Source organism: Rhizobium sp. BK379 (genome assembly GCF_014193955.1).
GTDB lineage: Bacteria > Pseudomonadota > Alphaproteobacteria > Rhizobiales > Rhizobiaceae > Rhizobium.
Window position 1 is genome coordinate 976,429 of record NZ_JACIAD010000001.1, and the last position, 13,505, is coordinate 989,933.

General features: G+C 61.1%; 16 protein-coding genes. 9 read left to right on the plus strand and 7 right to left on the minus strand.

Annotated features, from left to right (window positions below):
• Positions 1 to 388 precede the first annotated feature (388 nt).
• On the minus strand, positions 389 to 805 hold the full coding sequence (locus tag FHT93_RS35490; RefSeq protein ID WP_183846445.1) for a KTSC domain-containing protein: 417 nt from the start codon (positions 803 to 805) through the stop codon (positions 389 to 391).
• Positions 802 to 1,059: a KTSC domain-containing protein gene (locus tag FHT93_RS05025; RefSeq protein WP_018114906.1), complete on the minus strand. Its 258-nt coding sequence runs from the start codon at positions 1,057 to 1,059 to the stop codon at positions 802 to 804. Before FHT93_RS05025 ends, FHT93_RS35490 begins: the two co-directional genes overlap by 4 nt.
• Positions 1,060 to 1,376: 317 nt before the next feature.
• Here FHT93_RS05025 and FHT93_RS05030 point away from each other — a divergent pair, with 317 nt between their 5' ends.
• Both FHT93_RS05030 and FHT93_RS05035 read left to right on the plus strand, forming a co-directional pair.
• A complete protein-coding gene (locus FHT93_RS05030; RefSeq protein WP_183846447.1) occupies positions 1,377 to 1,934 on the plus strand; it encodes a terminase small subunit in 558 nt (185 codons plus the stop codon).
• 1 nt (position 1,935) lies between these two features.
• Positions 1,936 to 3,435: a terminase gene (locus tag FHT93_RS05035; protein ID WP_348649760.1), complete on the plus strand. Its 1,500-nt coding sequence runs from the start codon at positions 1,936 to 1,938 to the stop codon at positions 3,433 to 3,435.
• A gap of 44 nt (positions 3,436 to 3,479) precedes the next feature.
• On the opposite strand, the gene FHT93_RS05040 is transcribed toward FHT93_RS05035, so the two are convergent.
• On the minus strand, positions 3,480 to 3,893 hold the full coding sequence (locus tag FHT93_RS05040; RefSeq protein ID WP_113017281.1) for a helix-turn-helix domain-containing protein: 414 nt from the start codon (positions 3,891 to 3,893) through the stop codon (positions 3,480 to 3,482).
• Between the two features lie 89 nt (positions 3,894 to 3,982).
• Here FHT93_RS05040 and FHT93_RS05045 point away from each other — a divergent pair, with 89 nt between their 5' ends.
• Positions 3,983 to 4,858 carry an NmrA/HSCARG family protein gene (locus FHT93_RS05045; RefSeq protein ID WP_183846451.1) on the plus strand — a complete coding sequence of 292 codons (876 nt, stop codon included), beginning with the start codon at positions 3,983 to 3,985 and terminating at the stop codon, positions 4,856 to 4,858.
• 75 nt (positions 4,859 to 4,933) lie between these two features.
• Here FHT93_RS05045 and FHT93_RS05050 read toward each other — a convergent pair whose 3' ends face one another.
• The gene (locus FHT93_RS05050; protein WP_018114898.1) at positions 4,934 to 5,215 is read right to left on the minus strand and encodes a GlsB/YeaQ/YmgE family stress response membrane protein; all 282 of its coding nucleotides are present in this window, start codon (positions 5,213 to 5,215) and stop codon (positions 4,934 to 4,936) included.
• Positions 5,216 to 5,333: 118 nt separating this feature from the next.
• Positions 5,334 to 6,233, minus strand: a complete 900-nt coding sequence (locus tag FHT93_RS05055; RefSeq protein WP_183846453.1) for a LysR family transcriptional regulator — start codon at positions 6,231 to 6,233, stop codon at positions 5,334 to 5,336.
• 172 nt (positions 6,234 to 6,405) lie between these two features.
• On the opposite strand from FHT93_RS05055, the gene FHT93_RS05060 reads away from it, so the two are divergent.
• The 5 genes from FHT93_RS05060 (at position 6,406) to FHT93_RS05080 (ending at position 9,513) form a co-directional block, all read left to right on the plus strand.
• Positions 6,406 to 7,059: a hydrolase gene (locus FHT93_RS05060; protein WP_183846455.1), complete on the plus strand. Its 654-nt coding sequence runs from the start codon at positions 6,406 to 6,408 to the stop codon at positions 7,057 to 7,059.
• A 287-nt stretch (positions 7,060 to 7,346) separates the two neighbouring features.
• Positions 7,347 to 7,658 carry a hypothetical protein gene (locus FHT93_RS05065; protein WP_018114895.1) on the plus strand — a complete coding sequence of 104 codons (312 nt, stop codon included), beginning with the start codon at positions 7,347 to 7,349 and terminating at the stop codon, positions 7,656 to 7,658.
• Positions 7,659 to 7,788: 130 nt separating this feature from the next.
• The gene (locus tag FHT93_RS05070; protein ID WP_018114894.1) at positions 7,789 to 8,109 is read left to right on the plus strand and encodes a hypothetical protein; all 321 of its coding nucleotides are present in this window, start codon (positions 7,789 to 7,791) and stop codon (positions 8,107 to 8,109) included.
• Between the two features lie 261 nt (positions 8,110 to 8,370).
• Entirely contained in the window at positions 8,371 to 9,087 is a 717-nt protein-coding gene (locus FHT93_RS05075; protein ID WP_183846457.1) for a YafY family protein, read from the plus strand.
• Positions 9,088 to 9,141: 54 nt separating this feature from the next.
• Positions 9,142 to 9,513, plus strand: coding sequence for a DUF1330 domain-containing protein (locus FHT93_RS05080; protein ID WP_183846459.1), 372 nt, complete (start codon positions 9,142 to 9,144; stop codon positions 9,511 to 9,513).
• 213 nt (positions 9,514 to 9,726) lie between these two features.
• On the opposite strand, the gene FHT93_RS35495 is transcribed toward FHT93_RS05080, so the two are convergent.
• Both FHT93_RS35495 and FHT93_RS05085 read right to left on the minus strand, forming a co-directional pair.
• Entirely contained in the window at positions 9,727 to 9,963 is a 237-nt protein-coding gene (locus FHT93_RS35495; RefSeq protein WP_112547924.1) for a hypothetical protein, read from the minus strand.
• Between the two features lie 859 nt (positions 9,964 to 10,822).
• The gene (locus FHT93_RS05085) at positions 10,823 to 12,526 is read right to left on the minus strand and encodes a hypothetical protein (protein ID WP_183846461.1); all 1,704 of its coding nucleotides are present in this window, start codon (positions 12,524 to 12,526) and stop codon (positions 10,823 to 10,825) included.
• A gap of 190 nt (positions 12,527 to 12,716) precedes the next feature.
• Between FHT93_RS05085 and FHT93_RS05090 the strand changes: the two genes are divergently transcribed.
• On the plus strand, positions 12,717 to 13,304 hold the full coding sequence (locus tag FHT93_RS05090) for a transglutaminase-like cysteine peptidase (RefSeq protein WP_112543398.1): 588 nt from the start codon (positions 12,717 to 12,719) through the stop codon (positions 13,302 to 13,304).
• The last annotated feature ends 201 nt before the right edge of the window (positions 13,305 to 13,505 follow it).

Here is a 13,505-nt window from a genome sequence, read left to right on the forward strand (position 1 = left end):
AAGTTCGAAACTATAACGGGCCTGCATTTCCCGGCCTGGCTGGAGACCGAACTTGGCGTCTCGCACAGCCCGGAAAGCGCCGCCTCCCGGCTCAGATCCCCCGGATATTCGCCACTAACTCATTGATCCTGAATAAGAATTTCTGAAAATGCAGCAAAAACGGCCAAAATTCCGGCTAAGTCATTGATCCTGAATAAGTGATCCACTTACTCCCAAACTTACGCGTAAAGAAATTCAAATCAGGAGAAAGCCTCCGGCGACGGAAAAAAATATAAAAGTCTTTCCGCTTTCCTGCGTCACTTATTCAGGATCAAGGACTTAGCTGTTTTTTAGCCATGCAGGCAGCACGAGACCGCCATCGGGCCTCGCTGCGGCGATCCCGCCTGCCTCAATGATGATGGTCGCGGGAGCGCAGCCAGTGGAAGGAAAAATGCCGGTGGGCGTCGTCGCGGCGGAAGGCGTCGCGGATGTGCTGCGTGTAATACCAGCCCGGCGATGGCGCGGTGACCAGGTTTATGACGACCCCCTGAGGCACGTCGAAATATCGGCGGTGGCCTTTCAGCCGGTGCTCGATCTCGAGGATCCGCGTGACGGGATCATAGGTGATCTCGCTGATCAGATGCGATGCGAGTTTGACCGTCACCGCAACCGGGGGCTCATCGGAGGACCGGGCGGGATCATAGGACTGCGTTCCTTGCTCGCCGGTTGCGGCAGCAGGGTTTGCTGTATGCTCGTCCCGTTCCCCCTCTCCGTTATGGTCCCCTTGCCCGTTATGGCCCCCCTGCCCGCTATGGACTGGGCTCATCCCCGCCCCGCGCTTCCGGATTCCAGCGGGCGGTTCGAAGGCTCTATCTGGGATTCATAGAAATCCAGCTTGTCCTCGGCGATGCGCAGGCCGACGATATGCCCTTCGATGACATCGAGATGGGTATGCATGCTGCCGTCGGAAAATTCGACGACCAGCTTGGAAGGTTCTTCGCTATAGCCAATCCTGCTGATTTCCCTGTCCCGGTGCATCCTGTCAGATATACCGATAGCATTCTTAAGTTTTTCAAGCATAAGCGAACTCCTCTATTCTAATAAATCCTTGATTAATTCATTGCATGCGGCAACGATTATCGTTTAATTCAGTTAAATAGGGTGGTTAACGTCCGTATTTACGCGTAAAAGCTGCATTCCTTACTGTTATTCTTGCGCCGCCATCACCCGGGGCGATTTTCCTCCCGCTAGGTCAGGCACAGAAAGCGGCTGAGGCCCCAAACGCGCAGTTCCCCGAAAAGGTTCCCGCCGGCCGTTCACATTTTTTCCTTTCCTCCGCCCATTCATTGCGCCAACCGTTGCTCTGTTATCTCCCCGGCAAACCGGGATGTGATGGCATGAGCGAACTGACGGCGCGGCAGCAGCGCTTTGTGGAGGAATATCTCGTCGATACTGTCGGCGCGCAGGCGGCGATAAGGGCGGGCTATTCGGCCCGCGGCGCGAAGGAGACTGCCTGCAGGCTCCTGAGGATACCTCAAATTGCCGCAGCCATCGGCGAAGCGAAGGCCGAGCGCTCCGAGCGCACGCGCATCGATGCGGACTGGCTGCTGACGCGGCTTGCCGCCGAGGCCGAAGCCGATCTCGGCGATCTCTATGACGACAATGGCGATCTCCTGCCGATCCGGGAATGGCCCGAGATCTGGCGGCAGGGGCTGGTGACGGATCTCGAAATCTCCGCGCTCTACGAGGGCACGGGCAAGGAGCGCCGCGAAATCGGCCATGTGAAGAAGGTGAAGTTTGCCGAGCGGCTGCGCCGGCTGGAGCTGATCGGCAAGCATATCCGCATCAATGCCTTCAAGGAGATCATCGAGCACAAGGGCCTCTCCGCGCTCGCCGAGCGGCTGGAGCGGGCGCAAAGGCGCAGCGAAGAGGGCAATGATGGCGAGGCGGAATAGCGTGACACGCCGAAAGCCCCTGCCCGCCGCATCAGGCGAAATCAGCGATCCCAATGACGCGATCATCGAGCTTGCCGCCGCCTGCCGCTTCAGCCCGAAGCGCTGGACCCGGCTCGCCTGGGACTGGGGCATGGGCGAGCTCAAAGGCTATGACGGCCCCCGCCCCTGGCAGGACGAGATCAACGAGCTGATCGGCGCCCATCTTGCCGACCCCCGGACCCGCTATCAGCCGCTGCAGATATCCGTCGCCTCCGGCCACGGCATCGGCAAATCGGCGGAAATGGGCATGCTCTCCAACTGGGCCATGTCCTGCTTTGCCGATTGCAAGATCGTCACGACAGCCAATACCGAGGGCCAGCTGCGCACCAAGACGGCGCCCGAAATCGGCAAATGGTTCCGGCTTTCGATCACCGCCCACTGGTTCGATGTGCAGGCCATGTCCATCAAGTCGCGCGATCCCGAGCGCAGCGAAAGCTGGCGGCAGGATTTCGTCTCCTGGAGCGAGCACAATACGGAAGCCTTCGCCGGCCTGCACAACAAGGGCCGCATCATACTCCTGCTCTTCGACGAGGCCTCCAAGATCCACGACAAGGTCTGGGAAGTGGCCGAAGGCGCGCTGACGGACGAGGATACGGTCATCATCTGGATCGTCTTCGGCAACCCGACCAGAAACAGCGGCCGCTTCCGCGAATGTTTCCGCCGCTTCCGCCACCGCTGGACCGGCCGGCAGATCGACAGCCGCACGGTGCCCGGCACCAACAAAGAGTTCCTGCAACATCTCGTGGACGATCACGGCGAGGATAGCGATATCGTCAAGGTGCGCGTGCGCGGCCAGTTTCCGAGCCAGTCCGCCATGCAGTTCATCTCCGCCGACGATGCCGACCGGGCGCGCGCCGTGCACCTGCGCCCCGAGCAATATGCCTTCGCGCCCGTCATTTTGGGCGTCGACCCCGCCTGGACGGGCGACGACCCGACGGTGATCATGCTGCGCCAGGGCCTCTATTCGAAGCGGCTGGCGACCATTGCCCGGAATGACAACGATATCGAGGTTGCCAATCTCATCGCCCGGCTGGAGGATGAATACGAGGCCGACGCCGTCTTCGTGGATGCCGGCTACGGCACCGGCATCGCCAGCGCCGGTACCGTCATGGGCCGCTCCTGGCAGCTCGTCTGGTTCGGCTCGACGAAGGTGCTGGACCCCGGCTATTACAATATGCGCGCCTATATCTGGGGCCAGATGAAACGCTGGCTGAAGGCCGGCGGCGCCATCGATCCCGGCAATGAGGTTCTCTACCAGGACCTCGTGGGACCGGAGACCGTGGCCCGGCTGGACGGCAAGATCCAGCTCGAAAGCAAGGAAGACATGAAGGATCGCGGCCTGCCCTCGCCCAACGACGCCGACGCGCTGGCACTGACATTCACGCAGCCAGTCGTCAAACGCCTGCGTCACCGGTCGGAGACCGGGGTGAAGGCGGCGGTGGATTATGATGTCTATGGGTAGCGCGGCGTGGCGCAGTGGTTGCGCTTTTGCGCGACATGCTCAAATTACTTCAGGGCTTCGTCATAGGAGCGACGATGCTCTTCGACGACGGGCAGATTATCCCGGACCCACAGGTTGAAGCTCTCAAGAGCGTGCAGCACGCCGGCACCCATATCCGTTAGTTCATACTCGACGCGCGGCGGTACTTCGGGAAAGTAATGACGCATCACCATGCCATCGCGCTCCAGGTTGCGCAGCGTCAGCGTCAGCATTCTCTGGGTGATCCCGTCGATCTCTTTCCTGAGCGCTGAAAAGCGCAGCCGTTGCTCATCTGCGAGAGACAGCCGCCATAGAACATGCACAGTCCACTTGTCGCCCAGCCGCGTGCAAATCCCGTTTGACGGGATCGGCCTGAATTGTGGCTTGTCCTCTGGTCCCTGAAGGGAGCCGGGCCCGATACCATTGTCCAAGCGTATCATCCTTGTGCCTGACGCTGAAAAATGTGCCGTCTTCCGGCGATTTTCTACTCGTATATATGGACGGTCGTTGTTCAACGCGAGGGTTCCCAATGACCAATGACAAACATCCGATTCTCGTTTTCGGCGGCACCGGTCGCCAGGGCGGATCGGTCGCCAGAGCCTTGCTGAAAGCGAAGCGACCTGTGCGCGCACTTGTATTGAATACCGGGTCCCCGGCCGCGATCGCCCTGCGGGACGCCGGCGTCGAAATCGTGCCCGGATCATTCGAGGACGAGGATACTGTCCGGGCGGCGATGAAAGACGCATATGGCGTTTTCAGCGTGCTGCCGGCCAACCTGTCGGCGGAAGAGGAAGAACGTCTGGGGATTTCGATCGCCGACCTGGCCGTCGAAAGCGGCGTCGCGCATCTCGTCTATTCTTCGGGCGCCAGCGTCGGCGACAAGCCGACGGGTGTGGCGCGTTTTGACGCCAAGCCTCGCATAGAAGCGCATATCCACAAATTGCCTGTCACGGCCACCATCGTCAGGCCGATGATCTTCATGGAAATGCTCGTGCGGCCCGGATTCGGCCTGGACAAGGGGCAGTTGCTCTCTCTCATCAGGCCGGAGCATTCGATCCAGCTGACCGCTGTGGACGATATCGGCAAATTCGTTGCGGCCATGTTCGCCGACAAGCCCCGGTTCGGCGGCGTCACCTTGAAAATCGCAAGCGACAGGCTGACCGGCTACGAACTCGAGGCCGCCCTGAGCGAAATCGCCGGCCGCACGATCGCCTATGCGCGCTTTCCCGACGATGTTCTTGCAGCCAATGCCGACCTCGCGCACATGGCCAGGAGCCTGGAAGATGGTCCACTGGCAGAACGTGTGGATCTGGATCTCATGCGCGAGATCAATCCGGAAATCCTCACTTTCCGCACCTGGCTCGCCGGGATCGGCCGAAAGGCGTTCGACGAAGCATTGGGGTAGAATGCGGCAGACAACCCCTTTTGATGTCCGCAACGGGCCGGCGGTGGCGGCATTTGCGCTAACCGAAGCCGTGTCTCACCACTCATCCGGAGTTTTGGGAAGCCGCGTGCGGACTATGTACAGACGAAGGGGGATCAGAAGCATACATGCCCCGAAGAAGCCGAGCAGCAAGTAGGTCAGCCAGCCGCCCCAGTGATAGCCGGCCTTTTCGGCTATCGCATTCAGGATAAAGGCGCCTGACATCCCGACAGCTGCCCATCCGAACGGCAGGTGAGTATGCATGAATTTGTCCGCCATCCACCCTGCAACCAGGCCTACGATGATGGCAGTGACCCAGCCAATCTCCCCTTCTGTCATCCTTGCAATCTCCTCGCTTGAATGGGGACAGGAAGCCGATATTCGCTGGAAAGAATAACTGAAAGAACGCGCGCCATCCACTGCGCCGGCGCAGGTCGAAGGCGCTTCGAAGCGCTGTTCACGCCGCCCCGGCGGCTCCCATCGGCGCCGGAGCCTCTTCGAAACACTCGATCAGCATGTCCGTCAGCACCCGCACCTTCCGTGTGGGATGCTGCCCCGAGGGACGGATGACGTAGATGCCGGCGGGCGGTGGCGGGTAGCGTGTCATGACCGGAACCAGCGCGCCGGAAGCCAGATGGTCGCGGGTTACGCCATCGGGTATCCACGCTATGCCGACGCCGGCCAGGGCGGCGGCGGCGAGAGCGAGCGCGTTATCGGCCTTGAAGCGCCCGCGCGGATGAACCGTGATGATCTCCTCTCCGTCCATGAACTGCCAGACCTCCGTTGCCTGCATCAGGGCCTCATGGCCGGCGAGTTCCTCCGGCGTCTCGGGCGAGCCGTGCCTTCTGATATAATCAGGGCTTGCGACCAGCTTTCCGTAGAGCGGACCGATGCGTCTTGCGACCAGGTTCGAGTCCGGCAGATAGCCGACCCGGATCGCGCAGTCGAAACCTTCGGCGATGAGATCGACGAAGCGATCGCTGTAATACGCATGGATGTGGAGCTGCGGGTGGCGTTGCGCCATCTGCGCCAGCACGTGGGCGAAATGGCTGGGGCCGAAGGAAACCGGCACGGCAATGCGCAGCCGGCCGCGAAGATCGCCGGAAGGCAGGATCGTTTCCATGGCTGCGTCGATCTCGGAACCGACCCTGGCGGCATGGTCCCGAAAGGTGATCCCCGCTTCGGTGAGCGCCGCACCGCGGGTCGTTCGCGCCAGAAGCTGGACGCCGAGTTCGGCTTCGAGCCGGATGAGCCGGCGGCTGACCATAGACTTGGAAATGCCGAGCCGCCGCGCGGCGGGCGAAACGCCGCCGGCATCGGCAACTTCCACGAATGTCCTGAGATCTTCGATATCCACGGTTGGCGTTCCCCATCTTGCGACACAGCTCGGCAGAACGGGAGGCTACCGTATCGAAATCCGGAATGACAGTGTCCCTCTCGCAGGCGGCGCCGCTGTCAGCGCATGTCTGTCTCAATATCGAGAAACATCCAGACCGAACTCATACAAGACGGCAGCAGAGGATCCCTTCATGACCTTTCGTAATGGCCTTGCTTCGCTTCTCCGCCCGGAAGATTCCGTACTCGTCCTGATCGACCACCAGCCCTACCAGCTCGCGAACCTGAACAGCCATGACCCGCAGATGGTGGTCAACAATTCGGCGGCCCTGGCAAAGGCCGCCAGGGCTTTCGGCGTACCGACCATCCTGACCAGCGTGGTCGCCGGGCGCGGCGGCCTCATCTTCCCGCAGATCACCGATGTGTTCCCGGGCCAGGAGGTGATCGACCGGACCTTCATCAACACCTGGGAGGACAGGAAGGTGGTTGATGCGGTCAAGGCAACGGGCCGCAAGCAGCTGATCATCGCGGGTCTCTGGACCGAGATCTGCGTCGCCATGCCCGTCATCCAGGCGCTCGGCGAAGGCTGGGATGTCACTGTCATCACCGATGCCTCGGGCGGCACGTCGATCGAGGCTCACGAGGTGGCCATCCAGCGCATGATCGCGGCGGGCGCCAACATGATGACCTGGGTGGCGCTGGCCGCCGAATGGCAGCGCGACTGGGCGCGCACCGAACACGCCGACGAGCTGACCGACATCTTCAAGCAGCATGCCGCCGGCAGCGGCATTGCCTATCTCTGGGAGCAGCAGCTGCTCAACACGCCGGTGCCCGGAAAGGCAGGCTGACCTGAGCCGGGGATGACGGGAGCCCTGACTGCAGCGGCGAACAAGGCTTCGCCGCTTGCCGGGCTCGTCATGCCACCCGCTGCATGGCCCGTTCGGGCCAGAGCTGTCATGAACCGCCCAAGGCCTCGGTTGTCAGAGTTTCCGACAACAGGAAGCCGAATTTGCAATGCCATCGACCGGCAGGCATGCGGCGTGGGCAGCTTTGCGCCACAAGCGGTCATCAGATCAGTGTTGACGCCTATAAGTTGTGAAGGCAGTATCATCAAAATAAGCAAGTGTGGGATCAGATGATCATTTTTGCCGTCGCCATCGCAATTGCGGAGGTAGTGAACCCGGTTCGAATACTTGCGACCGCTCTTTCTGTGGCCCTGGTTTATTGGTGGGTCACTCCGAGAAGGCGCTTTGTAATTATCACGGCCGTACTCGCCTTCATTGCGCTGATGTTTAGCGTGGCGCAGCGCACGGCGATGGAGATCCCTTCAGATATTTTCGAGTTCAGTGTCGTTACCTTGGCAGGTCTCGTTGCGAACTGCATTATCTTCACACTGATATTCTGCGGCATCCGAGCATGGACGGCGTTTCATAGTACCACGTGGTGAATGCCATCGACCGATTTACCGCTTGATGTCCGCTTCGGGCCGCAAACGGCCACCCCAACTCCCCACCATCATATGCACTCGCGCAAAATCTTGTAGCGTGTTTAAGCATGAGCCGTGGGAGACGAAGAAGATGTCAGTCGAGAACCAAAACGTGAATTATGTCGAGATTTCTGAAATCCGGGCATTAACGGAGCGCCTGTTCGACAGGTTAAAGTCTGCGGGACTTGACCGCGTGCCGCTCAACCGGGGCGCTTTTTGGACAGTCTTTTTCGACGACGCGTTCATCGAAACAGCGCCAAGACCGATGTTGACCGACGTCGACGATTGCCTCGCCGATTTGAGGAATGAAGTAAACGCCGAGACAATGATCGGCTGGCATGCGCTTCACCATCTGTCCGAACTGCTAAGTTACGTCGCAAAGTGCGATTTAGACGGCAACTCAATTCGCTAAATCCCACCGCCCCATGATCTCCCGCCCAGTTGGCTTGGCCGTTTTGCGCCAATCGCAGACATGCCGATGCGACGAGCCTCGGTCCGCCTGTCTCGAAACCGGTCTTCTTGCCGCTATGTTGAAGTCCCGTCTCTTGTAAATTCTCAAGGTCGACTATCTTCGGGTCGGCTGCTTCCGGTCGCAAGAAGGTCTCGGCTTGCTGGAGACCGGGCGTCGGATGCGTGAATGAGAGCATGGGACTGGCCTCGGAAGAAACTGGATATGTCGAGAACGAACCGTCTGTTTGAGCTTATAAGCGTGCTGCGAGCACGCAGGAGGCCCGTCACGGCCCTCGATCTGGCACGTGAGCTGGGCATTTCGCTGCGAAGCATATACCGGGACATTGAAACGCTGCGGTCGTTGGGAGCGCCCGTCGAAGGACAGGCGGGTATTGGCTACTCTTTGGGTCCAGGCTTCTTTCTGCCGGAATTCGCATTTTCGCCGGATGAGCTGGACGCATTGACCCTTGGCCTCGCCTGGGTGCAGCAGCGCGCCGATCCTGCGCTGGCACAAGGCAGCGAAAGCGCTCTGGCCAAGATAATTTCCGCCCAAAAGAACGGCCCGGCGACGAAGGATGGGCCGCCTGCCCTCGCGGCGGCCTCGGTTTCCCAGCGTGTGGACCCTCCGCAGGCCGCGTCATTGCGCGATGCCATCCATCGACAGCGCAAAGTGGCGATCAGCTATGAAGACGCTCACGGCTCGCTCTCGGATCGCATCATCTGGCCGATCGCCATCGTCTATTTCGACGACGTGCGTGTCCTGGCGGCCTGGTGCGAACAGAGATCGGCCTTCCGCCACTTCCGCGTCGATCGTCTCCAGGTGAAGGCGATTTCGGACGAGCGCTACCCCGGTCGACGCCAGTCGATCATGAAACAGTGGCAGCAACAGGATCGCGACTGGCGCTCGTTCCTGCCAGTTTCTGGCACGGCGACCAGCTAACAATTGACCGGCGCACCCACACCCACTCCCGGTGCCGTGTCAAAGGAAAGTTAGATGGTTTCATTCTCACCCGCCGTGTTCGACGCCTTCCTGGCCGAAGACGACGATTCAGCCGTCGTCATGCTGAACCTCATCCGGTTCGAGCCCGATGGCGGCAAGCAAAGATATCTGGAATACCTGCGGATGGCGAAGCCGATCCTGGCTCGCTTCGGCGCGAAAATCCTGTTTGGCGGAAATGGCCTGCCTGTGCTGACGACCGGGCAGGAAAAGGGTTGGGATGCGGTCGTGCTGGTCCAGTATCCGCGCCGCTCCGCATTCAAGAACATGGTTGCGGATCCGGAATACCAGGTTGCCTTCAAGGTCGGAGTATCGGCGATCTCCGATATCGTCCTGCAGCCTCTGAAACCTGACGACGGTATGGTGTGATGGCGGGGAACGACAGTCGCGCAGCCCCCCCCGGCCGCCTGCACGGCGGCAGTATTGACCCGGCAACGACCGCTTCGCAACGGAGCGGTCGTTGGCGGCCACAAGGGCGGCATCATGGAGCGAGTGCCACAAGATTCCGGTGACCTTTGATGTCTTGCCTACGGAGCTTGGACGATCTGGTAGCGGTCGAGGTTGGCGGGTCGAAACCGACAACTAGCGACGACCGACGCGGTTAACTGGGCCACCCTTATTTACAGCAGTTCCCTGCGTCACCGTACCACGCGCTGCACGAGCAACCGGGCGCGGCCTCAGCACCACCCCGGGTCTAACGACGCAGCCCGCCGGATAACTGATATATTGACAATAGACGACAGCATTTGCGGTATCCATGGGCGGCGCCGTAAATCCAATCGTCAGAAAGGCAAGTGACGCAGCAGCAATTCGTTTCATATTCGCCTCCTATGTCTTCGATACTTCCCGAGAAGCACTGCGGTTGCTCCCACTCCCACCTGTGGCCTGATCAATGCCGTTGAACAGGCCACGGTGCGTACAAACGCTTTGATAATGCGCAACGTCAGGACCGGTCATGGCCGGCCTCCCACAAGCGGCAACATCATAACATTCGAACCAATTCTTGACCCGTAACATCACGTAGAATCGGTTCCGTGCTGCGATACCTGCGGCGGCTGATCGGCGTCGCCGACGGCTTTGGATGTCTCCTTTGGTCCGGAAGCGGTCGTTGGCTCGACAAAGGGCGGCATCATGGAGCGAGTGCCACAAGACCTCTGATGTCTTGCCTCCGGAGCTTGGCAATCGCGATCGTTTGGGAGCGGAATCATAAGTTGGCGCCCCGGTATCATCGCAATAGATCGCGGGTCAGATGGTGGCGACGAAAGGTGCTTAACCCCTCGGCACAATGTCACAAAAAAGGGGTACCTTGCGGCACCCCTCTTTCGTCCCCCAAACCGGAATCCCCCTCCCAGATGCAGGATCCCGGCCCCTCACAAATACCCCTCTCCCCCCTCATCTCTGTGTTCCCGGCCCAGCCCGGGTTATCTCACAGAGATCCAGCACTCTCCCCTTTCGGGTGCAGCAACTCCTACGCACTACATCTGAACCATCACTGCACAGAAGAGACGCTGCGATTCCTGTGACATCCTTTGCGCCAGCACGCGGGCACAGGAATGAGAGAGGAAAGGGAATGCGCCAGGCAAATAGTGAAGACACCGTCGCCGGGCCGCATCTCGGATATTTCCATTGAGGAAGGGCTTCGTAGCCTGAAGCCCCTCCTCCGCTTCGCTATGCCGGATCAGTTATGGCCGCCGCTCTTGCCGGGGCCACCGGTGCCGCTGCTGCCAGAGCCACCGTTGTTGCCATTGTTGCCGTTGTTGCCCGAGCCGCCGTTGTTGCCATTGTTGCCCGAGCCGCCGTTGCCGCCATTGTTGCCTGAGCCACCGTTGCCGCTGTTGCCGGAACCACTGTTGCCCGAACCGCTGTTGCCGCTGCTGCCGGAACCACTGTTGCCCGAGCCGCTGTTGCCGCTGCTGCCGGAGCCACTGTTGCCCGAGCCGCTGTTGCCGCTGCTGCCGGAGCCGCTGTTGCCCGAGCCGCTGTTGCCGCTGCTGCCGGAACCACTATTGCCCGAGCCACTGTTACCGCTGCTGCCGGAACCACTGTTGCCCGAGCCGCTGTTGCCACTGCTGCCGGAACCACCGTTGCCCGAGCCGCTTTTGCCGCTGCTGCCGGAACCGCTGTTGCTCGAGCCGCTGTTGCCGCTCTTATCGTTGCGGTCGTTTCCGCCCTTGTCGCCACGGTCGTTGCCGCCCTTGTCGTTGCGGTCGTTGCCGCCCTTGTCGCCACGGTCGTTGCCGCCCTTGTCGCCACGGTCGTTGCCGCCCTTGTCGCCACGGTCGTTGCCGCCCTTGTCGTTGCGGTCGTTGCCGCCCTTGTCGCCGCGGTCGTTGCCGCCCTTGTCGTTGCGGTCGTTGCCGCCCTTGTCGCCGCGGTCGTTTCCGCCCTTGTCGCCACGGTCGTTGCCGCCCTTGTCGCCACGGTCGTTGCCGCCCTTGTCGCCACGGTCGTTGCCGCCCTTGTCGCCGCGGTCGTTGCCGCCCTTGTCGCCACGGTCGTTGCCGCCCTTGTCGCCACGGTCGTTGCCGCCCTTGTCGCCACGGTCGTTGCCGCCCTTGTCGCCACGGTCGTTGCCACCCTTGTCGCCGCGGCCATTGCCGCCCTTGTCGCCACGGTCGTTTCCGCCCTTGTCGCCGCGGTCATTGCCGCCCTTGTCGCCACGGTCGTTGCCGCCCTTGTCGCCACGGTCGTTGCGATCTCTGCCATCGTGGTGGTCGCGATCCTTACCGTCGTGATGGTCACGGTCCTTACCGTCGTGATGGTCGCGATCCTTGCCGCCATGGTGGTCACGGTCCTTGCCGCCATGGTGGTCACGGTCCTTGCCGCCATGATGGTCACGGTCCTTGCCACCGTGGTGGTCACGGTCCTTGCCGCCATGATGGTCACGGTCCTTGCCACCGTGGTGGTCATGGTCCCTGCCGCCATGGTGATCGTGATCCCTGCCGCCATGGTGGTGATGATCCTTGCCGCCGTGGTGACCGTGATCACCGCCGTTATCGCCGGGGCCGTCACCGGGACCATCGCCGGGGCCGTCACCAGGGCCATCGCCGGGGCCTTCACCGGGGCCGGAGCCGCCTGGATTGCCATTTCCGTCATTGCTGCCGGTGTTCTGATTGCCGGAAGAGCTCTGGCTCGATGCCTGCTTGCCAGGGTCGGAGCGGTTGCCGGAGCGGCCGCCGAAACTGTTGCCGCTGCTGTCGTCATTGACCGTGCGGCTGTCATCGTCCTTGCGGATGGATTTCGTCGGCAGGCACAGTCTGGCCTCAATGGTACCCGGCGCTGCCGTGGCGCAGTTGACGACTGCTGGCGCGGCCATTGTGAGGCTGCTGCTTGCCAAAAGGTAAGCAACGGCGACGCTATACTTCGCTGCTTTACGGATCATCTTCTCTCTCCCAAAGTTAACAAATCGTTAACTGCGGGAATTCTTATATTAGCAGACCGTTAATTCCAAGAATAAACTGTGGATAATGGCACAGGTTCTTAAGCTATAGTTAATTACACAAGTAATAAATTTTATTAAAGTTTTAGTATAAACTGTGTTACCTTCCCCGCCGACAATAGAGGGGTGATTCATGCGATGGATTTTTTGCCTTGTTTCACTTGTGTTCTTTCCCGCGCAGTTTCAGGCCTTTGCCGGACAGCCTCTGCCGGTCGGCAGGAATATCGGCGCGCCGGTAGGCTTTGCCTCTGCCTGCGCGAGCTATCGCTGGCTTTGCCATGAGACATCCGCCGCACGACGCGCCCGCGGGCCGGCCGAGCAGGCGGGCATGCCGCTTCTGCGCAAGGTCACCCGCGCGGTAAACCTGCGCGTCCGCTCGACGGAGGACAGCTCCATCTCAGGAAACGGCGATGCCTGGACCCTGCCCGTCGGCGGCCGGGGCGACTGCGAGGATTACGCCCTGCAGAAGATGAAGGATCTCATCGACGCCGGATTTCCGGCAAGCCGCCTGGCGCTCTCGGTGGTGATCGGCCCGCACGACGAAAACCACGTCGTGCTGATCGCCCGCCTGGACGACGGCGATTACGTGCTCGACAATCTCAACAATGCCGTGAAGCCCTGGCGGGCGACGCCCTATACGTTTCTGGCGACGCAGGATTTTCGCGCACGAACGACCTGGCGCGTGACGCTGGCCGGGCCGCGGGCGGGCGAGTTTTCGTGATGGGAGATGACGGGTGCGGTAGGCGCCCGGAGCCCCCTCATCCGCCCTTCGGGCACCTTCTCCCCAAGGGGTAGAAGGGGTGTCGGGGCAAGGCCTCGCTTCCGATCAAACGTACTTCTCCGGACATTGCGGCTGCCCCCTTCTCCCCGGCGGGGAGGAAGATGGCGGGTGCGGTAGGCGCCAGGAGCCCCCTCATCCGCC